The organism is Bradyrhizobium sp. ARR65 (assembly GCF_000472385.1).
GTDB lineage: Bacteria > Pseudomonadota > Alphaproteobacteria > Rhizobiales > Xanthobacteraceae > Bradyrhizobium.
In genome coordinates this window covers 164,292-190,940 of the sequence record NZ_AWZU01000001.1, presented here as the reverse complement: position 1 = coordinate 190,940, position 26,649 = coordinate 164,292, and the positions used below count along the sequence as shown (strand labels likewise).

The following is a 26,649-nucleotide window of genomic DNA, read 5'->3' as shown; positions in this document are numbered from 1 at the left end:
GTGAGCGAAGCGGTCCCAACTCCGCAAGCTGCCGCGTCGGTCCGGTTGGGGTTGAAGGAAAACTGGCCGCAGTTCTCCTTGCTCGTGTTGATCAACGCCTTCGTCGGCGGGATGGTCGGGATCGAGCGAACCGTCGTGCCGTTGATCGGCGCCGAGGAGTTCAAGATCGGCTCGACGACGCTTGTCGTCTCCTTCATCGTCAGCTTCGGAGTCGTGAAGGCGTGCGCCAATCTGATTTCCGGGCAGCTCGCCGACGCGTGGGGACGCAAGCGAGTTCTCGTCCTCGGCTGGCTCGTCGGCCTGCCGGTGCCGTTCATGATCATCTGGGCGCCAAGCTGGAAATGGGTCATCGCCGCCAACGCCCTTCTCGGCGTCAACCAGGGCCTCGCCTGGTCGATGACGGTGATCATGAAGATCGATCTCGTCGGGCCGAAGTCGCGCGGACTGGCCGTGGGCCTGAACGAGTTCGCCGGCTATGTCGCGGTGGGCGTCACCGCCTACCTCACCGGATATGTTGCATCGGAGCACGGGCTGCGGCCGGCGCCGATCTATCTCGGTGTTGCCTACGCGATCCTCGGCGCAACGCTCTCGACGCTGCTGGTGCGCGACACGCGCGAGCACGTCCGGCTGGAGACTTCGACGCATGCACGGCAGGCATCTCCCATCAGCTTCCGCGAGATCTTCTTCCTCACGTCCTTTAGGGACCGCAATCTGTTCGCCGCGTCTCAGGCCGGACTCGTGAACAACCTCAACGACGGAATGAGCTGGGGAGTCTTCCCGCTGTTCTTCGCATCGTTCGGTCTTGCCGTGGAACGGATCGGCATATTGAAGGCAGTCTATCCTGCAACCTGGGGCATCCTGCAGGTCGCCACGGGTCCTTTGTCCGACCGTTGGGGCCGCAAGGGCCTGATCGTTGCGGGCATGTGGGTGCAGGCGGCGGGCTTGTTCCTGACCGCTGCAACGGGGCATTTCGAGTGGTGGCTCGTCGGCAGCCTGCTGCTCGGAATTGGCACGGCGATGGTGTATCCGAGCCTGATCGCCGCCGTCTCCGATGCATCGCATCCGAACTGGCGCGCCCGCTCGCTCAGCGTCTATCGCTTCTGGCGGGATCTCGGCTACGCGATCGGAGCGCTGTCGGCGGGCATCATCGCGGACAGGTTCGGGCTTTCGGCGGCAATCAGCTCGATAGCCGCCCTGACGTTCGTTTCCGGAATCGTCGTTGCCGTGTTCATGCGCGAGCAGGCGGCTGGCTCGGAACCTGCAACAAGGACCGGGACGATCGCGAAATGAATTGCGGCCTTGTCTCACGCAACATTCGAGTGCTTCGAACCGACGATCAAGTTGCAGAGCCGGGGAGCGCCTTCAACCGAGCTCGTTCGATGACTTCGCCTCAAAAACCAAAAATCCAGCAATCCGTTAAGATTGCTGGATTTAGATCTTGGTTGCGGGGAGCGGCAACCACCGATACCGACATTCACCTGAGATAGCCATATAAGCTGGTTGAGCCCGCATGATGCATTGCCCTCCGAAGGTGGAGGCCACACGTTCGAATCGTGTTGGGTGCGCCACTCAGAATAAAACCACGAAGTCGTATGTTATTCAAATTCCTTTGTAATCTGGAGACCTGCCAATCTGTGCCCCGGCCCGCCGGGCCGGGGCGTCTGGTCGTGCGGCGCTGATCTCTGCACCAAGACGCTTGCCGCGCATCAATAGTGGTACTGATTTGGGCACACCCAATTGCCGTAGGCGTCTTGGTAGCATCCATAGTTGTAGCTACCGTAGGCACCGTAATAGGCAGCGCCGGCCGCCGCGGCTCCAACGGCGGCTGCACCGTAGGCCGCTCCACGCCGCGCGGCCGTGCGGTAGGCCCCCCTGCGGACCGCGGTGCGCGCTACCGGGCGGCCAGGAATTGGACGGTATCCATAGCCGCGCCCCGCAACATGCACACCTCCGCCGTGAACTGCACCGACGCGGGCGCTGTGAAATCCTCCACCGCGGAAGCCGCCCCCGCCACCACGACGAGCCAACGCCTCATTCGGAATCAAACTTGCGCCCACCAGGGCGAGTGCAGCCAGAGCCACAAGAGCATTCCGCAACATGGTGTCCTCCTTTGCTGACAGATCACAAGGTTGGGGTCGATTGCCGCATCCGTCTGGTCATCCCCCTTCGTCTCTAAACACGGTAACGCTCGATCGATCAGCGCCAAATGGTTGGGTCACAAAGTTCCTATGCAGGAACTAACCAGGTCGAGGTCGAGCTGTGGACGGTGCCGATCTCATTCAGCACCCAGCACAAGCCTCGGCTGGGCCGCATCTACGATATTGATCTAGATCAAGCAGCCGACGAACCCGGACAGGCTCATGGGAGGGGTCATCACCTCCATGCACCAGAGGTGGAACGCACACCCTCAACGTGAGCAGTGTCATGCCAGTCCGCGGTAGCCAACTTCACGTCAGCGAGCCAGCCAGCAACGGCACGCGGGAAGAGAAACCCCACGAGTTTGTTCTTGTCGACGATATTCGACCACCGCGCCGCATCGAGTTCGCGCGGGAGAGAATGCTCCTGTGTCGCCTGTATCTTGGCCTGATTCAGTCCATGAATGACGACTATGGCGCAGACTTCGCCAAGCATAGCGATAGCGCGACATTCCGCACTATCGGCATTTATGTGTTTCTGCGCACCGTTATGTGTTCGCCGGTGCGGGCGAGCACGATCGCGCAAGCTCTGAAAATCCCGCGGACGATCGTACTCAGGCGCCTCAACGACATGGTCAAGCTTGGCTACATCGAGCGCGTCGGCAACGCCTATCGTATGACCGATAAGGTCAACATCCCGGACTTGCGCAGCAAGCTCCAGCGGCGCATGGACATGATCCTCGAGACTGCAAGGAAACTCGCGGAATGCGACATCTCCGATCGATCGGCGACCGGACAAGATGGGGCCTAATATACTCAACGCGATTTGCATTTTTTGCCAGCGCCTTGCAACGGAGATCTCGCGAATGATCTTCCTGCTCTTTTCAACAGGCGTAGCGTTGTTCTTTTTCATCAGCTCACTCGGCTTGTTGAACTACGGCCGCCACCTTGGCTTGCGCTATCGCGCAAAGGAAGGGGTGGACGGCGTTGCAGGATTGGCTACGATCGAAGGGGCCATATTCGGGCTGATGGGATTGCTGTTTGCATTCACCATCTCCGGTGCTCTTCAGCGCTTCGATGACCGCCGGCAACTGGTCATTCAGGAAGCGACGGCGGCTCGCACTGCCTATGACCGGCTTGGCCTCTTCGACGAGGAGATTGCGCGCAAGCTCCAAGCCGGCCTGAAGGGCTATGTGCAGGCGCGAGTCGATCTTTATCGAATGCCGCACGACTTCTTGCTGTGGCGAAGGGCGGAAGATTTTTCAGACAAGCAGGAGCACAAGCTGCGCGAACTCAAGCAGACCCTGTGGAATGCGGCTGACGCCGCCTGCCCAAAGGCAGGTTATCAACCCGCGTGTTCGCTTGCGCTCCCAGCACTCGGCAACCTGTTCGAAGTGGCGCTGCTGCGCGCCGGAGCAAGCGAAAAGCATCCTCCCCAGATTATCTACTTCATGCTGTTCGGCCTCGGACTCGCCTGTTCTCTGCTTGCGGGCTTCGGCATCGCCGCGCGCACCGCGCGTAGCTGGATACACATGGTGATCTTCGCTCTTACTCTGGCGGTCGCGCTCTATATCGTGACGGACATGGAGTATCCTCGGCTCGGCCTCATCAGTATCGAGGCTTTCGATCATTTTCTTGCCGATGCCCGCGACGACATGCGTTGAGCGTCATGCCGCCGCGCTGCCCATCGTTCTCACGAGCGAGCCGGCTGCTGCTCCAGCACGATCCTGATGCCGCTCAGATTGGACGCAAATTCCAAGCCGAGCTTGGGGCCATGCAGCCAAATGATCACGCCTTTGTCATTCTTCAGAGAGACGCCACCCCCGCCGGCTATGAGGGCGCCACCAGTGCCGACAGCAGTATAGGTGCCCTCGAAATCACTCAACTGGTGCAGATATGAGGCACGCCCGACCAGCCGGGTGACGGATGCACCGACGGTCGTGCCCACGCTTAGACCATAGACCGTGAACGGATACTCGCGGCCATCGAAAACCAGGACCCCGCGCCCTGCGCCCGCTCCGGCGACCAAACCGGCCTTTGCGAAGGTGACCCGAACAGACCCGGTTTTGGCGTAGGACGGCGCTGTTGTCAGCGCGAGCACAATCAGCGTCACCAGACCTGGCAGATACCTTCGCATGCGAATGTCCTCCCGTTCTGGCAGCTGCCGTCTTGCAGGCAACCCGCAGCCTAATGACCGCTCAGCACCAGCGTCTTGATCGGCAACAGCAACGCCTGGATGCGCAGCAACATGGCGTGCACGAGCCCGACCGCATCAATGCCGTGCAATACTATGCCCTTGAACGTGCCAGTATCCTTTGCTGCGATGATTTCGTGATTGCTGGTGTAGGCATTGACGATGCAGGTGCTGCCGGCTGTCACGCCATCGAGGCCACCCTTTTCGATCGGTTCCAGCACCGCAAGGATGGTCCCTGGCTTGGCCGCACTCGCGTCGATAAGCTGCTCTCCGCCCCTGAATTGGCCGGTGGCGATGTAGTCCTGGACGCTCGTGATGACCATCGGGATGATGGTCCATGGCAACGACACACATGCAGCCTCAGCGATCATGCCCGGCTTCAAGACTTGCGCCTCGATTTGCCCGAATCCGGCTTGTAGCGCTGTCCGGCCGGCGCCTTCCGGAATTAAGATGCCGGCCGGCCGCATCAGCGGATTGACGATATCACCTGGCCGAAGCGCAAACTGCTCGACGCGGCCGTCTACGCCGGCACGAATGAAAGTCTTGTCGTATTCCACCTGGGCCTGCGCCAGCGCCGCCTCCGCGCTCGCCTTCTCCGCCGGCAGAAGTGTGGAGACCTGCATTTCAGCAGATCGTTTTGCGGCAGTCGCCGCATCGATCGCCGCCTGCCTGCCATCGACCAGAACCTGAAGCTTCTCGATGTCGCGCTGCGGGACGATCCCTGGATTACGCCGCTGCAGTTCGCTCTTGACGTTCAGCTCGTCCTTGGCCTGCTTGTAGTCGCTATTTGCTTGCTGCAGTTGCGCCTCTGCCTTGGCGACATCGACCTTCGCAGCGACGAGCTGCGCCTCGACCTCGGCTATCTTGCGCCGCGCTGTTTCGACCGCGGCCTCCTGCTTTGAACTGTCCAGCCTGAAGAGCACGGTGCCCTTGGTGACCGGCGCGCTGATGCCGACATTGACTTCGGCAACACGCCCCGGAATCTCCGGAACGATCGGGACGGTTCGGAAGAACAGGGCCGCCGAGGTCGTCGACGGATGGAAATAGAAGATCATCGTGATGAGCGCGATCGTGAGCATCAGGCAGCCCACAATGCCCCATCTCAGCTCGAACCAGACGGAATAGAGCGTGATCTCTTTGCCAAGCCGCTTTCCCTGGGCGTAGCGGCGGTAAAGGTAATCCGGAAGCAGGGTGAAGAGTGAGCAGAGGAGCAGCTCAAGCATGGCTTGGGACCTCCTTCTTGGTGACCGCTATCTCTTTTGTGACACCAGACTCCGGTTTCTCTGGCTGACTCACTGCTTCGCCGGGCTTCACTTCACGCCGGCCCTGTTCAGGGCTGGCATCGGCCGCGTCCGCTATTCGCTCGACCGAGCCGGCGATACGACCCAAGGGCGTGCCAAAGTCAGGCAGATCGACCAGCGCAAGCAACAAGCCTGCAATCCAGAACAGGTGGACATGCGTAAAGAGCGCGAGGAGGCCCAGAACGGCGACGATCTCGAACTGCAGCTTTTGCGATTTGTGGGCCATCCGTTCCGGCAGCGTGTGCAGCCGCAAGTAGATGTTACCGACGGCCAGCACGGCGCCGATCAGGAAGATGCCCATGACGATCATCAGCCAGTCCGTCTCGCCGGGCCTGGTGATGAAAAACGGCAAATGGTGAGGCGTCAGCGGATGCAGCTCTCCATGCATTTGAGCCTCCTTCAGATCTGGCAGCGATAGTAGTGGACTTCCATGTCCTCCATGCCGGGGAACACTCGCGTGATCGTGTTGGCGTCAACCACTTTCAATTCGAATTGGACGCTGGAGAGCATGACGTCGGTCGCGCATCCCGCGACGATGTTGACCGATTCTCCGTCATCCTTCCTGGCCTTGATCGCGCATTTTGCGAACCTGCCGACAAGGCGGTTTGGCTCGACGATGAATCCTCCGCCATGCACCTCCGACGTTGGAGCGAACGTGATTTCTTTCCCCTTACCGCTCCGGACGAATACGTTCTTGCACTCGTGGGCGTTGGTCGCCCATGCTCCCGTGAGATCGACGGCCCGGGCTTGTGCCAAGCCCGTACCGGCCAGGATGGTTGCAGCTACCACAGCCTTGCGAAACGTTCTCATGGTCTCTCCGAAGCCGCTTGTGCTTCCGACTGGGCGGATATTCATCGACCGCCTCTGAGCCTCGATTGAGGTTCGGCTGGCAGCGGCTGGTTTGATCTACATCAATCGCTTCCGTTTTCCGGACCGAGGCGACGCCTCCGTCTCTGGCTAGCTTTGATCTGGATCAATTGGTTCGGTTCCGGACCGGCTCTAGCATCGCTCGAGACTGAGATGGCGAACTCAACGAGAAGGGATGCTGCCATGCCAGAGAAAATCGACGACTTGCTGCCGACGGCGAAGGAGATTCAGAAGCAGGCGGCCATCAAGGAAGCCGAGAAAGCCGAACAGATCGTGCGGGCTGCTGCCGCGGCCGAAGCGGAGAAGCGTGCCCTGATCGAGAAACTCAGCAAACCATCCGGCCTGTCGGAGGAAGACAAGGTCAAGCTCGCCTCCAACGTGATCCAGCGCGCGGTTCGGAACGGTCTGACCGAAGTTCAGGTCTATCGCTTTCCCAATGTGCTCTGTACTGACAAGGGCCGCGCGATCAATCAGCAGGAGCCGGGCTGGGAGAAAACCCTGACCGGAATACCGAACGAGATCTTCCAGCTCTGGACCGATTACCTGAAACCGCGCGGATACCGGATCCGCTATCAGATCATCGATTTTCCCGGCGGGATGCCCGGAGATATTGCGATCACAATCAGCTGGAGTTGAATTCAATGCTGAAGATGTCGCCGGAGGAGCGAACAGCCTCGAAGATGAAGCGGAAAGACTACGAGAAGGAGCTCCGCAAGCTTCAGGTTCAGCTTTGCCAGTTGCAGGAGTGGGTCAAAGCGAAGAGGGCCCGCGTTATCATCCTGTTCGAAGGACGGGACGCCGCCGGCAAGGGCGGCACGATCAAGGCGATCACCGAAAAGGTGAGCCCGCGGGTGTTCCGCGTCATTGCTCTTCCCGCGCCTTCCGACCGGGAAAAGAGCCAGATGTTCCTGCAACGTTACATGCAGCACTTCCCGGCGGGCGGGGAAATCGTGATCTTCGACCGCAGCTGGTACAACCGCGCCGGCGTCGAATACGTCATGGGCTTTTGCAGTGCAGAAGAGCACGAGCGCTTTTTGTCCCTTTGCCCCGAAATCGAGAAATATGTCGTCGACGGCGGCATTATCCTGATCAAGCTTTGGCTCGAGGTCGGCATGGACGAACAGGAGCGACGCTTCAAGGCGCGGATCGATGACCCGCTCCGGCAATGGAAGCTGAGCCCCATGGACACTGAATCCTACCGGCGCTGGTACGATTACTCGCGGGCGCGCGATCTCATGTTCAAGGCGACGAACTCGAAGCACGCGCCCTGGCACATCATTCGCTCAGACGACAAGCGGCGGGCGCGACTGAACTGCATCGCGCATCTGCTAGAGGCGATCCCGTTCAAGCGCCTGTCGCACGATCGGGTACGTTTGCCCAAACGATCCAGCAAGGGACGCTACGACGACCAAGCGTCGCTGCGTGGAATGACATTCATCGCCGAGCGCTATTGAACAATGCGCCCGGCGCCCCTTCAGCGAAGGGCGATCTGAACCCCGCCGACCGCGGCAGACAGCTCCACGCCGATCTTCGGGCCGTGCAGCTGCAATATCACCCCTTTTTCATTCTGCAGCTGAACCCCGCCGGCGCCGGCCGCCAGAGCGCCGCCGGCGCCGATCACACTATACGTGCCCTGGATGTCGCCGGGGCTGCGGATGTTTAAGGCACGCCCAGTGAACTGGGTGGTCGAAGCGCCGATCGTGGCACCGATACTCATGCCGGATACCGTGAATGGATAACGGTGGCCGCGGAAGATCAGGACACCTTCGCCACCGCCGACGCCAATGATGAAACCACCCTTGGTAAACACGACGCGAACCACACCGGTTTCGGCCTGCGTTGCGGTCGCAAGTCCCGACGCGAGCAATCCTGCGACGCTCAATTGAATGATCCACCCAAAGCACTTCCTCATGCCATCGCTCCCCTCACAAGGATCAGCCGATCCGAGACTGGTCGACGCAATTTCGGAGTTCGGCGCCCCTGACGCTTGATTTAGATCAAGGGCTCTCGCCCTGGTCGCGAGAGCGTCTGCGACCACTTCGTGCTAATGGCGCGGGATGCCGATGGAGACAGTCGCCGACACCACAGGCCGGCAAGCTGACAAAGGCTGGCTCTGGTGGTTTCCACCGGCTCGCTGGCTCGCTGAATACCGCCTCTCCTTCCTGACCGGCGATATCGTCGCCGGCGTTACCTTGGCTGCTTATGCGATCCCGGTATCGCTCGCCTATTCGACCCTTGCAAACCTGCCCCCGCAAGTTGGCGTGTACGGATATCTCTTGGGTGGGCTTGGCTATGCCCTGTTCGGGTCGTCGCGACAACTTGCCGTCGGTCCCACGTCTGCGATCTCGCTCATGATCGCAGGAACGGTTGAGACGATGGCGGGCGGAGATGCACAGCGTTACGCGCAGATCGCAAGTCTAGCCGCCTTCACCACCGGAGCGCTCTGTCTGATTGCCTGGTTATTGCGCCTGAGCGCGTTGGTGAAGCTGATCAGCGACAGCATTCTCGTGGGCTTCAAAGCGGGTGCCGGCCTGACAATTGCCATGACGCAGCTTCCAGCCCTGTTCGGGGTATCCGGCGGCGGGCACAATTTTTTCGAGCGGGCGTGGCTGTTCGGCGGGCAGATCAGCCAGCTTAACCTAGCCGTTGTACTCGTCAGCATCGTGGCGCTTGGATTACTCGTGCTGGGCCAGCGTGCCTTGCCTGGAAAACCCGTTGCACTCGGCGTCGTCGCGCTGTCGATTCTGCTCGCGACGATATGGCAGCTTCCGGCGATGGGCGTTGCTGTCACGGGAAAGATTCCGGCGGGCTTGCCCAGCCTGGCCGGGCCAGCGCTCAGGCTACGGGATGTTGAGGGGATCTTTCCGTTGGCGGGCGGCTGCCTGCTGCTCGCCTATATCGAGGGCGTATCCGCTGCCCGCACATTCGCCGCCAAACACGGCTACACACTAGATGCGCGGCAGGAGCTTCTGGGCATCGGCGCTGCCAACTTGGCAGCCGGACTGGCGCACGGCTATCCGGTCGCGGGCGGCCTGTCGCAATCGGCAGTCAATGACAAGGCCGGCGCGCGCACGCCGCTGGCCCTTGTCGTTGCCTCGATGGCGCTTGCTTTGTGTCTGCTATTCCTGACCGACTTGCTGGAGAACCTTCCAAAAGCGGTGCTGGCGGCAGTCGTGCTAACCGCAATTTACGGTCTCGTGGATTTCCCGGCTTTGCTGCGCATGTGGCGCATCAGCCGGCTGGATTTCTACGCCGCCGCAATCGCCCTTGGAGCGGTCCTTGCTCTCGGAATACTTGACGGCATCTTGCTTGCTGCCGTGGGATCGATCCTGCTGTTGCTCATGCGCGTGTCCTACCCACATGTGGCATATCTCGGCCGTAAGCCCGGCACCAATCTTTACTCCGATATGGCGCGGCATCCTGAAAATGAACCGTTAGCGGGCGTCATTGCCTTTCGCCCGGAAGCCTCGCTGATTTATGTAAACGCCGAATCCGTCCTGGAAGGGGTGCTCGACCATGTTCGCTTGGCGCCAACACCTGTCAGTCTCGTAGTCTGCGACCTCTCGGCATCTCCCTATCTCGACCTCGCCGGGGCTCGCATGCTCCACAACCTGCATGACGGGCTCGCAGCCCGCGGGATTTCATTTCGTATCGTCGGTGCCCATGGAGCGGTACGCGATTTGGTCAGAGCCGAGGGCATCGATCAAAAGGTCGGCGGCGTATCCCGTGCCTTGACCCTCGACGCAGTGCTCGGCGGAAAGCTCAGCTAGCCTTCCTGCCGCTTTGGTTTCGATGCCGCCGCCATTGATCTAGATCAACGCACCTAGAGGCCGACGCGAAAGTCTGTCCAAGCTCAATCTCCCGGGATCACCCCATCGAGAGAACCTGATGCTACGATATCTCCGTTTCCTCTTTGCGGCTTCCGCGTTTGTGGGGCTGGCGATACCGGCCGTCGGCGCTACGGCCGAGGACGGAGGCCTGCGCCGCATCCAGGAAGAGGTCTGGGCGCTTCCGCTTACAATGCCAACCCTGGCCTATGTCGTTCATCCGGTCGGCAAGGGTCCCTTCCCCCTAGTGGTGATGAACCACGGCGTGTCGCTCAATGCACGCGAACGCAGTTTCTTCCCGCTTGTCGAATTCAGGGATGCTGCCATCTGGTTCGCGCGCCAGGGCAACATAGTGGTGGCGCCAACGGGATCGGGATATGGCGCAGCGGCACTCGATGTGCCCGAGCAAGGGCTCTTTGGCGTGTTCTATTCCAAGATTGGGAGTTGCGATAATCCGAACTTCCATGACGCAGGTCTTGCGGTTGCCCTACTCGACAAGTGGATCATCGAGTATATGACCGATCAGAAACTGATCGCGCCGGACAAGACCGTTGTTGTTGGCCAATCCGCGGGCGGCTGGGCTGCAATTGCGCTGTCCAGCCGAAATCTGCCCTCCGTGCGAGCCATCATCACCTTTGCGGCTGGTCGCGGCGGTCGCGTCGGCGGCAAGCCGAACAACAACTGCGCACCTGACAAGCTGGTCGAAGCGACCGCCGATTTCGGACGCTCAGCTCGTACGCCCATGCTGTGGATCTACAGCGAGAACGATACGTTTTTCGGACCCGCCTTGACTAAACGAATGCACGAGGCCTACATCGCCGCCGGTGGCAATGCGGAATACCACATGCTGCCGCCGTTCGGCAGCGATGGCCACTTCTTGGTCGATGCCACGGAAGCCGTTCCGCTCTGGTCTCCCCTGGTCACCGAGTTTTTGGATCGGCACCAGTGATGATACGGAGGATCCGATGAGCAGCCGCAACTCCCCTCCAATTGAGTCACCATCACTTTTCATGATCGCCTTGTCTTCGCTGCTCTTATTACTGGCCCTCTGGAGCGTCGCTTTGGCAGACGAAGCGAACCAGACCAGCGGGACAGCAGCTGCGCAGAAAGCTCCGGAAGCGACAGTCGCACCGCGCGGTCAACGTATGGCGCGTGACATAAGATATGGCGAATGGCGCAAGGTTTGTTTCAAGACGCCAGGAGCAAACACGGTCTGCCGCACAAGCATCAGCGGCACATGGGACACTGGTCAGACAGCGGTGCGCGCGGACCTGATTGAGCGCGAAGGCGAAGGCGCCGCGCGTCTTCAGCTGTTCTTGCCTGTTGGCCTCTATCTCCCGGCTGGCGTAAAGCTGACCGTCGATCAGGGCGTCGCCTACCAGATCCCTTACGTCTGGTGCCTGACGAACACCTGCATCGCGGCCCAAGTAGCCAACCCGAAACTCGTTGAGCAAATGGAGGCCGGCCAGAAACTCTCGCTGGAGGTGGTGGACTCCAATGTCCTCGCCGTCACGACAACTCTGCCACTTGCACAGTTTGCCGCCGCTCACGACAATGCGCCAACGCAAACCTTCCAGCAGGACGTGGATGAGTAGCAGGAGCAGCTATGCCTTCGCGGTCCTGTGCGGTCTATGCCAGGCCAGCTGCAGCGCGCGCGACCGGTTCAAGCAAAGAGGCCGCGGAAAAGGGCTTCGTGAGATAGGCGATACAGCCCGACTTGATCGCTGCGCTACGAACGGAATCATTGTCGTTGGCTGTGATGTAGATGACGGGCAGAGATACCCCCGCTGAACTCAGCCGATATCTAAGTTCTATTCCCGAGCGACCGTCGAGCTGAATGTCGAGTACGATGCAGATCGCCGTAGAAACATCGCCGCAGTCCTCGAATGCCTCTGCAGATTGAAAGACCTTGCTGTCATAGCCATGCCGGTTCAGCAGTCGGCTCAGCCCCCTGAGAATGCCAGGGTCGTCGTCAACGACGAGAACGAGTTTTCGGTTCGACAAGCGCAATCCCCGCCTTTCAAGGTCCGCCTCTGGCGTTGCCCAACCAACCCGACAACAACACAAGTTTGCTGGCGGATCGCCCATCGCGTAAGCTGACTGTAAGCTACATGAACGTCCGCGCTTCTTCCCAAGGGAAGCGCACAGCGTCTTGCTAATATGTTGAGCGGGCCTTTGTTCCTATTGTCCCTTGGGACAACACAACTACAAACGGACATCCGCAGCAGCAGTGTTCAGGTCTGCTTACCGTCGCCAGAGACGCGGTTGAGAATACCCAATCGCTCGGCCATAGACACCAGTTCGGCAAGCGATTGAACACCCATCTTCTCCATCACTCTATGCCGATGGGCCTTGATGGTACGTTCTGTCGCCCCGAGCTGCAGGGCAATCTGCTTGTTGATCTTGCCGCGCACCACGAGCTCGAAGACCTGCCGCTCGCGGGGCGTCAGGCTCGCGAGATGAGCTCGCCGTTCATCCTGCTCAGCTGCCTGTTCGCGAAGCGCTCGATGCCGCGCCATGGCTCGCCCGATGGCATCGAGCAACTGCTCCGAGCCGACCGGCTTAGCCAGGAAGTCCTCGGCACCAGCCTTTATCGCTCTTACGCTGGTGCGCACATCGGCATAGCCGGTGAGAAAAATCAGTGGCAGCGTCGAGCCGCGCTGCGCGAGCCGCGTCTGCACTTCCATTCCGCTCAAGCCCGGCATTCGCAAATCAAGCAGGATGCACGCTGGCTCGCTCTCATCGGGCAGATGGTCAAGAAGCAGCTGAGCGGAGGGATAGGTCGTAACCGAGTAGCCGGCCCTCTTTAGTCGACGTTCGAGTGCGGATCTAAAAGACGCATCGTCATCAACAATGTGGATCTTGCCTGACAAGTCACTCCTCCACTCTCACGCAACTCGACTGGCCGAGACACGGACGGATAGGTTGCGAAAACATTTGCACGAGGCGCTGATCCGGCCAAGGCAAGGAGCCAGACAAAAACTCCGCTGATCCGTTTAATTATTATATCAACCGGTCCCCGGACCGATTTCTATCTGGACCCTATCATCCGGTTGTACTGATGAGAATATGCTGGCGCGCCCGTTTGGTGTGGCAGGGCGAAGCTACCTCAAGGCGAGATTAGGCTCGCAGCCCTGACCTTTCGAACATTGTCCTTTGGGCCAATAGTCCGTCCGACTTGCCGCGACGTACAATCATTGCGGCAGGAGCGGCGGCTCCCTCACGAACGCAAAACGCTTGTTCAAACAGGGAGATAATCCATGTTTGTCAACGTCAACGCCAATCCGGCGAATAAACCCAAATTTGCGGGCGAACTGGACGGCCTCTCTCACGCACCGGTAGTTTTAAGCGAATTCAAATATAATCGGGGCGCCGAAATCTTCGGCGAAGCCGAGCCAGCTGAATATGTCTATCAAGTGGTCGAAGGAGCTGTGCGAAGCTATAAGCTCCTGTCCGACGGCCGGAGACAAATTGGCGCATTTCATCTGGTCGGCGATATTTTTGGCCTCGAGAATGGCCCGACCCATCGCTTCACAGCGGAAGCGATTGTCGAGACGACCGTTCGGCTCGCAAAGCGCGTCAGCCTTGAACATTTCGCAGAAACGGATGCGCTGGTCGCCCGCGATCTTCTGACGATGACGACGAACAATCTGCAACACGCAGAAAACCACATGCTTCTTCTGGGGCGCAAGACTTCGCTGGAACGTGTGGCCGCGTTCCTGCTCGAGATGGACACTCGCCTGACCGCCGCAGGTGTGATGGCGCTTCCGATGAGCCGGCGCGACATCGCCGATTATCTAGGACTAACGCTGGAGACGGTTTCGCGCGCGCTGTCGTGCCTACACGAAAAAGGTATCCTCGGCTTCTTGGGGCAGACGCAGCGTCAGATCGTGCTGTTGGACAGGCCTCAACTCGCGAAGCTGGACCTATGACCGCTCTGGCCTGGTTCGAACAGATCCGGCTGGATGATCCTCTTGCACCGCGGCTGAGACGTCAACGCAGTGGAACATCCTGGTCGCGAAGACCTCCGAACCATGCGCCGAAATAGCCGGCATAAAGGGCGGGCATCTCCAGGTTCATCGAGTGACCTATGCCCGGCACAACGACGAGGCGGCAATCAGGCATGGCGGCCGCCATGCTCCGGAGATCGGCAGGCGGAATCCACCCATCCTTTTCGCCCCAGAGCACCAGGTGCGGATGCGTGACCTGAGGCATCAGCCCTTCCAGCTCGCGGCTCTCTCTCTCTAGATTCAAGTTGTATGGCGTGCCAAGCCAGATCCCTTCAGCGACGCCAAAGGTTCGCTCTAGCATGCGCTCGTAAAACGCTTGCTGGTCACCAAGTCCGTCGCGAAAGCGCGGCACGGCGCCCGGCAGCAGACTTTCGGGGACGAACAACGTAGACGCCGCTGTCGCCATCACGGACCTCGCGACCTCGTGGCTAGCCATCATGGACCGAAACAGGCCGATCTGATCGGCATTGAATGCCATGCCAAGCGGGGTCACCGGATCGAGCGCCAATACCCTGCCGAACCGCTCGGGCTGCATCAGAAGCATACGCGTCGCTATGATCCCGCCGGTTGAATGCGTCGCCAAATGGCAATGGGAAATGCCCAGCCCATCAAGCGCCGCCAGCATGTCGAGCGCATGCTGACGCATCGAATAATTGGAAAAGTCCGACGCCGGGAGAGGGCGATCGCTTTCTCCACAGCCCCGCCAATCAATGCCGATTACCCGCACGCCGCTGGGAAATAGCGGTGCGGCGAGACCGATCCATTCCTTGCACGCGAGATTGCCATGGATGAAGACGACAGTAATGTCCCCCTCACCCCATGTACACCATCCGAGATGAATCTCGCCCGCTTTCACCCGCGGCATGATCTTCCCTATTTGTTCAAGCCCACCGTCGGCGATGAGCCCGAAGACGGTGTTGGCGCTGTCGACACCGCGGCGGATGCAACTGCTCCATTGATCAGGCGATCGGTTGACACCGGGGAACTGGTATCAACACCGCCTGTGGTCACGAAGTCCACCACATCTGCCGGATATTCCACGGGATTATCGGTGTGGATGAAGTGGCCGGTGTCGGGATAGATCTTCAGGATCGGCCGATTGCCCGCGAGTGTCATCCGCCGCATGAACGGCGTGATGATATCACGACCGAGATCCTCCAGGCCGTTGAAGGCGGTCGCAGGGATGTACGGCTCCTTATCGCCAAAAGCGAGGAAGATCGGCACGTTGAGCTTCGTCAGCCGTTTATAGAGGTTGTTGGGATCGTCTCTCTGCAGTTCGGAGACCATCGTATAGATATCGAAGATGTAGACGTTGGCCCACTGCTCCAGCTCTTTTGGATTGCCTTTGATCAATCCGATCCGTTGATCCGTGTGGAGACGAGCATAGGGGCTGTCGTTCATGAAGTAGCCGTTCGGGTTCTGAGAAACGGCGCCCGTCACGGGATCACGCTTCTTCATGTAGAAGAAGTCGCGAACGCCCTGCTCGGTACGGCCGATTTCATTGCCGAGAATGCCGGTCTGATCCCAGGCCCGCTTCCATTTATCGAAGTTACGCGCGAAGGAAGGGTCGAACAGAAGCGCCTTCTTTCCGGGCGCATAGGTCACTTCCAGCGGGTATTCCTCCAGTCCGGCAGGCGCTTCCAGAATCAGCGCGTTCACCGCCTCTGGCCAGGTCAAGGCATAGCCCGTGACGAGCTGACCACCGAGCGAGTGGCCGAGATAGGCCGCCTTCCTGACGCCGAGCTGATTCACCACGAGCTCATGGACGACATCCCGCATGTCCTGCATCGTCCGTGCGGGGCTCTTGTCGAGATTGCCTGGCCCCGACATGCCGTAATGCGGCAGGTCGGGCACGATCACGCGAAGCCCGCTGCGCAACGCGTACTGCATGATGTTGCCATACATGCCGCCGAATGCGCCCTTGCCGTGAATGATGACGAGCACTTGCGGATCAGGCTTATTGCCTGCGTACTCGTCCATGTAACCGATCTGCCAGCTCGTGCCCGTGCCATCCTTCACATTGGTGTATTTCACAGGATACGGATACGTAACGTAGTTCTTCCAGAAGGACTCGCTGGCGTCGATGTTCTCAGCCACCCCGGGAACGCGGTAGTTCTTGTCGACGAACTGCTGCGCCCTGTCCAGCCGATCGACGTCCTGCATGAAGGAGACGAACTTCGGATCGTTCCTCCGGTGATTGATGATCGAGAAAACGCCATAATGCGCGACGGGGCTCTCTTCGGCGATCAAGTCCGCTCCAGGAATGCGGTCAACCGCACGCTCGGCGAGCTTGAAATTCAGCCAATTGTCATTGGTGATGTGCATCACCATGGTGCGCGCCTGGACGCGCCAGAGATCCAGGTTGATATTGTGCTTCTCGCCGACGCGGTTGCGCCAGATGAGATCGACCGCATCGTACAGCTTGGCGCGGTTCGTCACGCTGCTACCAGCCTTCTCGTTCGGCGGATCCCAATAGAATACTTCCGGCTGCACCGAGGCGAAGCTCTGGGACGAACGGAACGCGAAGTCATAACCGGTCAACCCAAGCACGGACCAGCCGAACGCAACGCCGGCCACCGGGTGCTTTTCTTTCGGAAGATCATAGTAGTCACCATTGGTCTTCTGCCAGACCGGATCGGATTCGATGGCAGCCGTCATGAGCTGAAACGTCCAGTTGCCCACCGGATCCTCGGCGTCCGATTGCGTGGTGCCGCCGATCGGCATCAGGGCACTGACGAACTCAGGATGCATGACGCCCCAGACATAGGTCTGCGTCCCACCCATCGATACGCCGGTGACAAGCGCGGCATGTGCAATCTTCAAGCCATCGTGCAGCATGCGGTAGTTCGCCTGCACCATGTCGAAATAGCTGTATTGCGGGAATTTGACTCCCAGCCCGTCAGAGGGCTTGCTTGCCCCCCAGGTGCCGAGCGGATCGATCATCACCACGTAATAGCGGTTCGTATCGATCGGACGGCCCGGGCCGATCACTGGGTCGTTGCCCGACAGTGCGGTCCCCTTGACCCACTGCTCGTACATGTCGGTGGAATCGCCGGAATAATATGAGTTGACGATGACGGCATTCGTGATCTCGCCGGCCTCATTGCGCCGCGGCGTCCCGATCGCGATGTAAGCGGTCCGCAACTTCCCTGCGCCGAGCGACTCCAGCGTCTTGCCGCCCTCTCCGCCAAACTCCCAGCTCGCCGGATTCGAAAGGTCGTAGCGGCCGCCGAGACGGAAGTTGGCGATCTCGTAGTCTTTCTTGAGCGCATCATGCTGTTGTTGGGAGGATCGGCGGGTGAAAGGCGGATCTGCCAATGCAAACGAAATGCTTATCAGCAACAGGACGAAGGCAACGACGAAACGCTTCATGGCATTTCTCCGGGTCGGCGGCGCGTTCACAGCCCGCTCTGCAGCGACGCTAGGGAGCGACGTCTTGGCAACCTTTGATTTATCTCAAGGGTCTGATGCGAGATGCGCCAAGCCTAGGCAGGCCCCATCACGGAGTTGCCATGCCCTTTCTCGCCCACGGCTCCTACCGCATACATTATGATCTCGCGGGCCCCGACGACGGGCCGGCCTTTGTCCTGGTCAATGGCCTGACGCAATATGCGGACCTCTGGGGCAGCTATCGTGACGCGCTCGCAGCCAAGCGGTTTCGCGTTGCGACATTCGATCTGCTCGGCCAGGGCGCGTCCGACAAGCCGGTTCTCTTCATCAACCAGGCCGACCAGATCACTATGCTGGCGCAGCTGATCGAACAGCTGGGAGACCGGCCGGTGTTCTTGAGCGGTATCAGCTTCGGGGGTCTGATTGCGCTGCGATATGCGATTCTGCATGCCGACAGAATCGCCGGCCTGGTGGCCATGAGCAGCTTTGCGGAGCTCTCGCCCCAGCTGCTTCTCCTGGGCAATGCGCTACGCATGGGATTGATCCTCGGCGGGACGAGCTATCTCCAGGACCTGCTGCTGCCGATGAATCTCTCCGACGCCTGGCTAGGGCCGCTGCTCGAAAATCTCGACGCGGTGAAGCGGCAGGGTTGGTTGACGAATGATGTCTATGCCCTGCAGAATTTGATGGAGTCGTTCCTCGATTTCAAACCGCTGACGGGCGAGCTGTCCTCGATCACCGTTCCCACCATGATCCTGAACGGCGAATTTGATTTCCTCACCCCGCGCGTCCTCCACGAAACGCTGCGCCTCCATATTCCGGACAGCGCGCTTGTCATCGTCCCCCGCGCCTATCACGCATTCACGCTGGAGAAGGCGCCCCTCACGATCGACCTACTTTGCAGGTTTGCCGAAGACGTTCTAGCGAGCCGTTGGAAAGGTGATCGTTCGATCTGGATTGCCCCCGACGAACCCGGAGGTCCGTTCACCCCGTTTCCATCCGATTACGATCACCTCCGCGCGATCCCCGCGCAGAGAGCGAGGACATGAGCTCTTTTCTCGGTCCCCTGGATTCGGCCGGCTGCGTACCTCGACAGCAGCAGACGCGGGTGGCGGCATTTTTGATCTCAGCCCATGGGGCGCTGGCACGACATCTCGCAATTGCGATGGCTGTGCAGTCAAAGGGATGCCGGCGCGGCGAGCTGAATGCGCAGTTTTATCGGGAAAGCGAGATCGTATCTCTGTTGTTGCACGCAACATCCTGGGTCCCGGACCTCGAGCTCTTGCTTCTCGCACCAGCATGGGAGGCCGCGTGGCTGATCACTCCGGTGCCGGATGTCGTCGACTGTATCGAGGCAGCCACTATCGATCTCGCGGCGCTTGGGCATGCCATTCACGCAGCCATACGTCCTGCAGCGCTGCTGCCCGAGGCCGTGCAGCCGCAGGATGCCTTTGTTCAGGCCTTGCGGAGGATCGAGTTTGAAAGCGGTCGGCTGATCCAGGCACAAATCCTGTTCTTGAAGTCCCCGGAGCTTCTTCCGATTCGCGACGCAGTCAGTTCGGCCGTCGAGCGCCGCCACCTGCAGGTGAGAAGGCTCTGGTGCGATATGCTCGCAGGTATCGGCATGCAGGCCGAGCGAGCCGCCTGAAAGCTCGCCCAAGCGGCTCGGCCGGCCAGAGCCCGGCAGACCCTTGATACAGATCAAGGGTCCCGATTTCGGCTCCCTCAACTATCCACGAGAGCAAAACGCCATGCGCTCCCAAGGAGGCGTCAGATGAAGCCCGTCTCTGCTGAAGAAGCGATCGCGATGATCCCGAATGGCGCGACCATCATGGTGGGCGGCTTCATGGGCGTCGGCACGCCGGAGCGCCTGCTCGACGAGCTGGTGCGACAGAAGAAATGCGAGCTCACTCTGATCTGCAACGATGCCGCAGTGCCTGGCAGGGGCGTCGGAAAGTTGTTCGACGCAGCGCTCGTCTCCACCTTGACCGCAAGCCACATCGGCCTGAACCCGAAGGCGCAGGAGCAGATGATGGCGAAGAGGATCGCCGTCGATCTTGTGCCTCAGGGCACGCTGGTCGAACGCATTCGCGCCGGCGGATGCGGCCTTGGCGGGGTGCTGACGCCCACCGGCACCGGGACGATCGTCGAGGAAGGCAAGCAGCAAATCCGGGTCGACGGCAAGACTTTCCTGCTCGAGACCGCGCTTCGTTCGGACTTCGCGCTGATCCACGCCTTTCTGGCCGACTATCTCGGCAACCTCTCGTATGCCCTTACCGCGCGCAACTTCAACCCGGTGATGGCGATGGCCGCCGACACCGTGATTGTCACGGCCGAGCACATCGTTCCGGTGGGGGTGATCGCGCCGGACCATGTCGTCACGCCGGCACCTCTTGTCGACCATATCGTAGCGAACAGGTGAACCATGGACGCACAAACGCTCATTGCACGCCGCGTTGCGCTCGAACTTCGATCGGGAGATCTGGTCAATCTCGGGATTGGCATTCCGACCCTGGTCGCGAACTACGTTCCGCCGGAGCTCAAGGTCTTCTTTCAATCGGAAAACGGGCTGATCGGCACGGGTCCGATTCCGGAGCAAGGCATGGCGCATCCATTGCTGACGGACGCGGGCGGGCGCCCGATCAGCGCATTGCCTGGCGCCTGCACGTTTGACAGTGCGATGTCCTTTGGATTGATCCGCGGCGGGCATGTCAACGTCACCGTGCTCGGCGGATTGCAGGTCGACGCCGAGGGGCATCTCGCAAACTGGATGATCCCGGGCAAGATGGTGCCGGGCATGGGTGGCGCGATGGACCTCGTCACCGGCGCCAAGCGCGTGATCGTCGCCATGCAGCACGCAGCCAAGGGAAAATCCAAAATCGTGCAAAAATGCGCTCTTCCGCTCACGTCATCGCGACCCGTCGATCTGGTGGTAACTGATCTCGCGGTGATCGGCTTCCCGGGCGGAGAGATCACGCTGCTCGAGACTGCGCCGGGTGTGAGCGTGGCCGAGGTCATGGCGGTGACGGAGGCCGACTTGTCCATCCCGGACAAGGTCCCGGAGATGCAAATCTAGGCTTGGCAGAAAATGAAGGTGTCGCCATGCGCATCTTTGACGGCTTCGACGAAATCAAATCGGCGGTGGGTCAGGAAGTCGGCGCGAGCGAGTGGGTTGAAATCACCCAGGATCGCATCAATCAGTTTGCCGAGGCGACCTGCGACGAACAATGGATCCATGTTGATCAGGAGAGAGCGAAAGAGGAGCTTCCCGGCGGCAGAACCATTGCGCACGGTCTGCTCTCGCTCAGCCTCGCGCCGAGGTTCATCCGATCGGTCATGAGCCTCAGAGGGCTACGAAACACGCTGAACTATGGCGCCGATCGCATCCGCTATCTCTCTCCCGTTCCGGCGGGATCGCGGATAAGAGGGCGTACCACCATCGCCGAAGTGGAGGACGTGCCGCCCGACGGGTTGCGCGTGAACTATCACATGGTCATCGAGATCGAGGGCGCCCAGCGGCCGGCCTGCGTTGCCGAACTCATCGCCCTCCACTATCGCTGAAGCCTCATTGTCCCGGCGAAAGCGCGGACTGCCTCAATCGATGATGTGATATCCGCCATCGATATAGATGACGTCGCCCGTGATGAGCTTGGCGCCATCAAGCGCCAGAAACGCCGTCGCCGCGCCGACGTCATCGATCGAGACGAGGCTCCGAGTCGGCGCTTTGCTCTGGGCCTTGTCCAGCAATTCATCGAATTCCGGGATGCCCGAGGCCGCCCGCGTCGCCAGCGGTCCCGGAGAGATAGCGTGCACCCGTATTCCCTTCGGGCCCACTTCCGCCGCGATATAGCGTACCGCGGCCTCAAGCGCCGCTTTTGCCACGCCCATCACGTTGTAATTCTCTACGACCATCTGGCTGCCGTAATAAGTCATGGTGAACATCGTGCCGCCGTTCCTCATCAGCGGCTCCGCCAGATGCGCCATCCGCATGAATGACCAGCAGGATACTTCCATTGTCTTGAGAAAGCCGTCCCGCTGGACGTCGATGACCCGTCCGTGCAGCGCTTCCTTCGGCGAGAAGGCGATCGAATGCAGCAGGAAATCGAGCTGCCCCCATTCCTTTGCGATCCGCTCGAACACCTGCTCCGTCTGCCCTTCGACATTCACATCCAGCGGCATGAAAATCGGCGCTTCCAACTCCCTGGCGAGCGGTTCGACAAACCTTTTCGCCCGATCGTTCAGGTAGGTGACGGCCAAATCGGCGCCCAGGGCCCGAAATGCCTTGGCACAACCCCAGGCAATCGATTGATCGTTCGCGATCCCCACGATCAGACCTTTTCGTCCCTTAAGAGCGACCTTCGTCTCAGGAAATACTGGAATGGTCATGATGCCCTCGCGCGCGTTGAATTAACTGGATGCATTTTCCAAAGCAGCGACAAGGTGTGTTCCGCGATCATGCGCTCTTCGTCGGTGGGAACGACATAAACAGGTATGCGGCTGTCGGGCTTGGATATCTTGACCGCGTGCTTCGCGTTTTCGAGCGGGTCGAGAGCAACTCCTAGCCATTGGAGCTTCTCAGCCACGCGCCCGCGGATAGAAGCGGAGTTTTCGCCAATGCCCGCGGTAAAGACGAAGGCATCGAGGCCCTGCAATGCGGCGGCGAGCATGCCGGCATAGAGCCCTATCCTGTAAGCGAAATAATCGATCGCGAATGTCGCGCGAGGATCGCCACTTGTCTGAAGCTCCCGCATATCATTGCTGACACCGGACAAGCCCTTCAAGCCGCAATCGCGATAGAGAAAATCCTGCACGTCGTCGGGCGTCATTCCCTTTGCGGAAATCAGATAAAGGACAACGCCTGGATCGAGCTGGCCCGGTCGCGTTCCCATCGGTAGGCCATCGAGCGCGGTGAAACCCAACGTGCTCTCAACACTCCGGCCGCCGTGGAGGGCGCACATCGAGGCGCCGCTGCCAAGATGGGCTACGATGACGCGGCCGCTTGCGATCTCGGGCGCAATCTTTGGCAGCGTTTTCGCAATGTATTCATAGGAAAGACCGTGGAAGCCGTAACGGCGTATGCCTTCCTCGTGGAGCCGGTAAGGCAGCGCGTAATAATCTGCGACGGCATCATGATCGCGATGGAAAGCCGTATCAAAGCAGGCGACCTGCGGAAGCGCAGGAAAGTTGGCGAGGATGGATTTTATCGGCGCGAGATTGTGGGGCTGATGAAGCGGAGCCAACGGCTCCAAACGTTCCAGGCGGGCGACAACGCCGTGGTCAACCAGAACAGGCCCGTCATAGTTCGGACCACCATGAACGACCCGGTGGCCCACGGCCAGCGGTGTGACCCGCAGCTCTTCGCGCAGCCAAGTTCCAGCGACCGTCATTGCGACGGCAACATCCGGAACGGCTTCTATCGGATAGGCGCGGTCGGCCAGTGTGTCCCCGCTGGCCCCGCTCGCGCGGAGCCGCGGCCGGCTGCCAATACCATCCATCTGCCCCTTGAGCTGGCGGTTCAGCCTGCCCTCGCCATCCAGGCCGAACACCTGGAACTTGACGCTCGATGAACCCGCATTGACGACAAGGATGGTATCCATGGCGATCACACTGCAGCGTTGACGGCGCGGCGGCGACGCGCGTCGGCATAGAGGGTAGCCACGGCGCAAGACGCCATGCGCGCCCTTAGCGGGTCCGCCCGGGATGTCAGCACGATGGGTACGCGGGCGCCAAGCACGATCCCGGCCCCGTCGGCCTTTGCGAAATAGGCAAGATTTTTGGCCAGCATGTTACCGGCTTCGAGATCGGGCACGACGAGGATCTGGGCGCGTCCTGCGACCTCCGACTTTATTCCCTTTATTCTGGCGGCCTCCATGTCGACCGCATTGTCGAACGCGAGCGGGCCGTCCAGCAGGCCTCCGGTGATCTGGCCGCGATCGGACATTTTGCAGAGCGCTGCCGCCTCGATCGTGGAAGGGATTTTTGAGGTGACAGTCTCAACCGCCGACAGAATGGCCACGCGCGGCAGCGTGCCAAAGCCAGCCTGGGTGAACAGATCGATCGCGTTCTGCACGATGTCGCGCTTGCAGTCGAGATCGGGGAAGATATTGATCGCGGCGTCGGTGACGAAGACAGTCTCGGTATAAGCCGGTACATCCATCACGAACACGTGGCTGATGCGCCGGTCGGTGCGCAATCCTCTGTCTTTTGCGGTGACGCTGCGCATCAGTTCGTCGGTATGCAGGCTGCCCTTCATCAGCATTTCGCCCCGTCCCGCATGAATGAGCTCGACCGCTTTCGCCGCCGCGGCCTCGCTGTGGGGTGCATCGACAATATCGAAATGGCTGATATCGAGGCCGTGCTTGGCTGCGGCGCCTGTGATTTTCGAAACGGGGCCGACGAGAATCGGAGTGATGAGACCCGCTTCTGTGGCTTCGCTGACGCCGCGCAGCGAACTTTCGTCGCAGGGATGCACCACGATCGTTGTGGCCGCAGGAATCTTCTTTGCTATCGCGATCAGCCGCTCGTATTTCGCATGAGGCCGCGCTTCCGTAACTTCAGTCGGTTGTTGTGCGCTCATCTTCGGCTCCAATGCTTGGATCACGATGCTTTCGCCTGGGGCGAGGTCTCGTCGACTCGCGGCGATTCCTCCTGACCCGCCCCGAAGAGACCGGCCACGCGTTTCAACCGCTCGGCCGATTCGCCGGATATTTCCGCACTCGCCGCCAGAACCTCACGGATCAAAGCGAAACCCTCTCGGCGAGCTTCCGCTTTTTGCGGCAGCAGTTTTGGAATGGCCGCGAGGCTTGCCTCCGGGTCAAGCAACAGCATGAAAAACTGCTCGCGTACCATGGTCTTGAACTGAGCGAGCGTGAGCCGCGAGCCAGAGTCGTTCCTGCGCGCGCGGCGCAGAGCCTCCAGGCTTCGCTCGTCGACCATGCCGCGGGCCATCCCGACATAGAGCAGTCCGCGGATGACGCACTCCCTCAAGCCGCCCGCTTCGATGCGGGATTTGAGCTCCGCGATACGTGCGTCTAGTCGCTTCCGATACTCAGTCGACATCGCCGGCTTGGGCGACGGCACCGATTCCGGATCGATTCCGACAATGGCCTGAAGGACCGGCGAGCCGTAAATCGCCAGAAAGAGCGTTTCGCTGAGCGCTTCCTGAGTATCCCGCCAACTATCGAGAGCGGTGACAATATTTTTCGAGACCGCTTCTTGGATGGAAAGGAAGGGATTATCCGACGCAGCCGGCTTGCGGTGTTCGCGCACCTTTTCGGCTGCTCCGCTGATGGCCTTGGTTACGGGATTGTCGCCTGCCAAGGCCTCATATTGCAGCCGCAGTGGATGCAGCTTGCGGATCCACTCCGCCAATTGCGGCGTCGCCATAGCCTTGACCCACGGCTGAATGAAATGTCTGTAGTTGGAGAGGTTGATTTCGGATACGCGCGCGGCGGTCGCAAAGCGCCGTTCGTCTTCGGGGCTGTTGCCGCCCATTGCGCGGATATCGTCGAGCTTGCGCTGCTCGCAGCGCATGATCCATTTTCCGGTTGCCAGATCCGGGTTGAGGGCATCGGCAGATTTCGCCTCAAACGTCGCTTCGTAAAGACCAGGCGGGAGCACATCGATCAGGTCGATATTGCTGGAAAACTCGCTGTGCTCCTTTTTGGCGACACCGCCGGACACGAAAATTCCGAGATGACCGACGGTCTCATGAACGGTGTACACGATGGTTTGCCCATACGACCTGATCTCGTCGACATCGCGGTAGAGGTCGAGAATCCACCCGAGCGCCTGCTGCGGAGGGGTGATGTTGTCGCCTTTCGAGCAGAACACGACGATCGGAGAGCGGATCTTGCGGAGATCGATGACTGCGCCGTCGGAGAACTTGATGCGGCCAGCCGCGAGATTGTTGCCGATGAATAGCTCGTCGACAATGAACTGGATTTCCTCGGCGTTGAGGTTGACGTGCCCTCCCCACCATCGCTCGAATTCGAGATAACGGCTCGCCTCGGTATCGACCTTCGAATACACATTGTATTGCTTGGTCCACAGCGTGTTCGATGGATTCATGTTCTCGAAGTTCTGCACCAGCCAGGCACCGTCGAACTTGCCAGCGCCAAGATCGCTGGTGAGTGCGGTCAGCCAGCTTCCGCCCAGCAGCCCTCCGCTGTAGCGCATCGGATTCTTGCCGCGAACACCTGCCCAGTAGGACAGCGGCGCGCCGGCGATGATGATCGGCCCGAACAACTCCGGCCGGAGCGACGCGAGGATCATCACAGCCCAACCAGCCTGGCAGTTCCCGATCACGCAAGGCTTGCCGTCGGCCTCTGGATGCAGGGCGATCACTTTCTCGAGAAACACGGCTTCCGCCCGGGCGATGTCCTCGATGGTTTGGCCCGGCATGGGCTCGGGCAGGAAGCCCACGAAATAGCAGGGGTGGCCGGCTCTCATCGCAACGCCGATCTCGCTGTCCGCCTTAAACCCGCCAATGCCCGGGCCATGGCCGGCCCTGGGATCAACGACCACGAAGGGACGCCGCTTGAGATCGATCTCGACGCCTTTCGGCGGGATGATTCGGACGAGGCCATAGTTGACGGGCCGCTCGAGGTTGCGGCCGTCGACGATCAGCTCGACGCCATAGTTGAGGACGTGCGGCGCGGTTTCGGCGAGATGCTCGCGATATTGGATTCCGCGTTGGCGCATCACGTCCAGAAAGAGAACGCTGCGCTGTCCCGCATCGACTAGATATTCCTGGACAGACGCAAACAGGCCGGCTGCCGCATCGCTCGAGATCATCGGCTTGTCAGTGGACATGCTTGAAATCTCTCGGGTTCGCTGTGAGGCTGGTGATCAGGATTGCGCGGCGCGGGAGCAGACCTTTGACATAAGTCAAGGCGGGCTTGACCGGCGTTTGCGCTGGTTCTG

The 26,649-nt window shown here is 60.2% G+C and carries 28 protein-coding genes; 14 read left to right on the top strand and 14 right to left on the bottom strand.

Annotated elements, in window-relative coordinates; translation table 11 throughout:
• Complete coding sequence (locus F758_RS0101005; protein WP_024506090.1) at positions 1-1,290, top strand: MFS transporter; 1,290 nt, start codon at positions 1-3, stop codon at positions 1,288-1,290.
• A gap of 416 nt (positions 1,291-1,706) precedes the next feature.
• On the opposite strand, the gene F758_RS47260 is transcribed toward F758_RS0101005, so the two are convergent.
• Positions 1,707-2,099, bottom strand: a complete 393-nt coding sequence (locus F758_RS47260) for a hypothetical protein (protein WP_084304997.1) — start codon at positions 2,097-2,099, stop codon at positions 1,707-1,709.
• A 496-nt stretch (positions 2,100-2,595) separates the two neighbouring features.
• On the opposite strand from F758_RS47260, the gene F758_RS0100995 reads away from it, so the two are divergent.
• On the top strand, positions 2,596-2,946 hold the full coding sequence (locus F758_RS0100995) for a MarR family transcriptional regulator (protein ID WP_157449809.1): 351 nt from the start codon (positions 2,596-2,598) through the stop codon (positions 2,944-2,946).
• A 55-nt stretch (positions 2,947-3,001) separates the two neighbouring features.
• The gene (locus F758_RS0100990) at positions 3,002-3,799 is read left to right on the top strand and encodes a bestrophin-like domain (RefSeq protein WP_035720388.1); all 798 of its coding nucleotides are present in this window, start codon (positions 3,002-3,004) and stop codon (positions 3,797-3,799) included.
• 29 nt (positions 3,800-3,828) lie between these two features.
• On the opposite strand, the gene F758_RS0100985 is transcribed toward F758_RS0100990, so the two are convergent.
• From F758_RS0100985 to F758_RS0100970, 4 genes are read right to left on the bottom strand one after another with little or no spacing between them, the layout of a single operon-like run.
• Positions 3,829-4,272, bottom strand: a complete 444-nt coding sequence (locus F758_RS0100985) for a hypothetical protein (protein WP_035720386.1) — start codon at positions 4,270-4,272, stop codon at positions 3,829-3,831.
• 50 nt (positions 4,273-4,322) lie between these two features.
• Entirely contained in the window at positions 4,323-5,552 is a 1,230-nt protein-coding gene (locus F758_RS0100980; RefSeq protein WP_024506086.1) for an HlyD family secretion protein, read from the bottom strand.
• On the bottom strand, positions 5,545-6,018 hold the full coding sequence (locus F758_RS43100) for a hypothetical protein (RefSeq protein ID WP_024506085.1): 474 nt from the start codon (positions 6,016-6,018) through the stop codon (positions 5,545-5,547). The genes F758_RS0100980 and F758_RS43100 overlap by 8 nt, the downstream gene beginning before the upstream one ends.
• An 11-nt stretch (positions 6,019-6,029) precedes the next feature.
• The gene (locus tag F758_RS0100970) at positions 6,030-6,440 is read right to left on the bottom strand and encodes a hypothetical protein (protein ID WP_024506084.1); all 411 of its coding nucleotides are present in this window, start codon (positions 6,438-6,440) and stop codon (positions 6,030-6,032) included.
• A 240-nt stretch (positions 6,441-6,680) separates the two neighbouring features.
• Between F758_RS0100970 and F758_RS0100965 the strand changes: the two genes are divergently transcribed.
• Positions 6,681-7,133 (top strand): hypothetical protein, encoded by a 453-nt coding sequence (locus F758_RS0100965; RefSeq protein WP_024506083.1) that lies wholly within the window; start codon positions 6,681-6,683, stop codon positions 7,131-7,133.
• A 5-nt stretch (positions 7,134-7,138) separates the two neighbouring features.
• A complete protein-coding gene (gene ppk2 / locus F758_RS0100960) occupies positions 7,139-7,951 on the top strand; it encodes a polyphosphate kinase 2 (RefSeq protein ID WP_035720384.1) in 813 nt (270 codons plus the stop codon).
• Positions 7,952-7,971: 20 nt separating this feature from the next.
• Here the strand turns inward: ppk2 and F758_RS0100955 are convergent, their stop codons facing one another.
• A complete protein-coding gene (locus tag F758_RS0100955) occupies positions 7,972-8,409 on the bottom strand; it encodes a hypothetical protein (protein WP_024506081.1) in 438 nt (145 codons plus the stop codon).
• 151 nt (positions 8,410-8,560) lie between these two features.
• On the opposite strand from F758_RS0100955, the gene F758_RS43095 reads away from it, so the two are divergent.
• The 3 genes from F758_RS43095 (at position 8,561) to F758_RS0100940 (ending at position 11,919) form a co-directional block, all read left to right on the top strand.
• Positions 8,561-10,267, top strand: a complete 1,707-nt coding sequence (locus F758_RS43095; protein ID WP_035720507.1) for a SulP family inorganic anion transporter — start codon at positions 8,561-8,563, stop codon at positions 10,265-10,267.
• A 118-nt stretch (positions 10,268-10,385) separates the two neighbouring features.
• Positions 10,386-11,273: an alpha/beta hydrolase family protein gene (locus F758_RS0100945; protein WP_024506080.1), complete on the top strand. Its 888-nt coding sequence runs from the start codon at positions 10,386-10,388 to the stop codon at positions 11,271-11,273.
• Between the two features lie 16 nt (positions 11,274-11,289).
• Positions 11,290-11,919, top strand: coding sequence for an invasion associated locus B family protein (locus F758_RS0100940; protein WP_035720380.1), 630 nt, complete (start codon positions 11,290-11,292; stop codon positions 11,917-11,919).
• 34 nt (positions 11,920-11,953) lie between these two features.
• On the opposite strand, the gene F758_RS0100935 is transcribed toward F758_RS0100940, so the two are convergent.
• Positions 11,954-12,328, bottom strand: coding sequence for a response regulator transcription factor (locus tag F758_RS0100935; protein ID WP_024506078.1), 375 nt, complete (start codon positions 12,326-12,328; stop codon positions 11,954-11,956).
• Between the two features lie 230 nt (positions 12,329-12,558).
• Positions 12,559-13,197: a response regulator transcription factor gene (locus tag F758_RS0100930; RefSeq protein WP_024506077.1), complete on the bottom strand. Its 639-nt coding sequence runs from the start codon at positions 13,195-13,197 to the stop codon at positions 12,559-12,561.
• A gap of 387 nt (positions 13,198-13,584) precedes the next feature.
• Here F758_RS0100930 and F758_RS0100925 point away from each other — a divergent pair, with 387 nt between their 5' ends.
• On the top strand, positions 13,585-14,256 hold the full coding sequence (locus F758_RS0100925; RefSeq protein ID WP_024506076.1) for a helix-turn-helix domain-containing protein: 672 nt from the start codon (positions 13,585-13,587) through the stop codon (positions 14,254-14,256).
• Between the two features lie 61 nt (positions 14,257-14,317).
• Here the strand turns inward: F758_RS0100925 and F758_RS0100920 are convergent, their stop codons facing one another.
• Positions 14,318-15,199, bottom strand: a complete 882-nt coding sequence (locus tag F758_RS0100920) for an alpha/beta fold hydrolase (RefSeq protein ID WP_024506075.1) — start codon at positions 15,197-15,199, stop codon at positions 14,318-14,320.
• Positions 15,200-15,207: 8 nt separating this feature from the next.
• Positions 15,208-17,706, bottom strand: coding sequence for an alpha/beta hydrolase (locus tag F758_RS0100915; protein ID WP_024506074.1), 2,499 nt, complete (start codon positions 17,704-17,706; stop codon positions 15,208-15,210).
• A 140-nt stretch (positions 17,707-17,846) separates the two neighbouring features.
• On the opposite strand from F758_RS0100915, the gene F758_RS0100910 reads away from it, so the two are divergent.
• From F758_RS0100910 to F758_RS0100890, 5 genes are all read left to right on the top strand, one after another.
• The gene (locus tag F758_RS0100910) at positions 17,847-18,773 is read left to right on the top strand and encodes an alpha/beta fold hydrolase (RefSeq protein ID WP_024506073.1); all 927 of its coding nucleotides are present in this window, start codon (positions 17,847-17,849) and stop codon (positions 18,771-18,773) included.
• Positions 18,770-19,372: a hypothetical protein gene (locus F758_RS0100905; protein WP_024506072.1), complete on the top strand. Its 603-nt coding sequence runs from the start codon at positions 18,770-18,772 to the stop codon at positions 19,370-19,372. Before F758_RS0100910 ends, F758_RS0100905 begins: the two co-directional genes overlap by 4 nt.
• Positions 19,373-19,498: 126 nt before the next feature.
• A complete protein-coding gene (locus tag F758_RS0100900) occupies positions 19,499-20,146 on the top strand; it encodes a CoA transferase subunit A (protein WP_024506071.1) in 648 nt (215 codons plus the stop codon).
• 3 nt (positions 20,147-20,149) lie between these two features.
• Positions 20,150-20,800 (top strand): 3-oxoacid CoA-transferase subunit B, encoded by a 651-nt coding sequence (locus F758_RS0100895; RefSeq protein WP_024506070.1) that lies wholly within the window; start codon positions 20,150-20,152, stop codon positions 20,798-20,800.
• A gap of 26 nt (positions 20,801-20,826) precedes the next feature.
• Positions 20,827-21,285: a MaoC family dehydratase gene (locus F758_RS0100890; protein ID WP_024506069.1), complete on the top strand. Its 459-nt coding sequence runs from the start codon at positions 20,827-20,829 to the stop codon at positions 21,283-21,285.
• 33 nt (positions 21,286-21,318) lie between these two features.
• Here F758_RS0100890 and fabI read toward each other — a convergent pair whose 3' ends face one another.
• The 4 genes from fabI to F758_RS0100870 are packed head-to-tail and all read right to left on the bottom strand — an operon-like array spanning position 21,319 to position 26,538.
• Complete coding sequence (gene fabI / locus F758_RS0100885; protein WP_024506068.1) at positions 21,319-22,110, bottom strand: enoyl-ACP reductase FabI; 792 nt, start codon at positions 22,108-22,110, stop codon at positions 21,319-21,321.
• Positions 22,107-23,321 carry an acetate/propionate family kinase gene (locus F758_RS0100880; RefSeq protein WP_024506067.1) on the bottom strand — a complete coding sequence of 405 codons (1,215 nt, stop codon included), beginning with the start codon at positions 23,319-23,321 and terminating at the stop codon, positions 22,107-22,109. The genes fabI and F758_RS0100880 overlap by 4 nt, the downstream gene beginning before the upstream one ends.
• Positions 23,322-23,326: 5 nt before the next feature.
• A complete protein-coding gene (locus tag F758_RS0100875) occupies positions 23,327-24,301 on the bottom strand; it encodes a phosphate acetyltransferase (RefSeq protein ID WP_024506066.1) in 975 nt (324 codons plus the stop codon).
• Between the two features lie 20 nt (positions 24,302-24,321).
• The gene (locus F758_RS0100870) at positions 24,322-26,538 is read right to left on the bottom strand and encodes a DUF3141 domain-containing protein (RefSeq protein WP_024506065.1); all 2,217 of its coding nucleotides are present in this window, start codon (positions 26,536-26,538) and stop codon (positions 24,322-24,324) included.
• Positions 26,539-26,649: the final 111 nt, after the last annotated feature.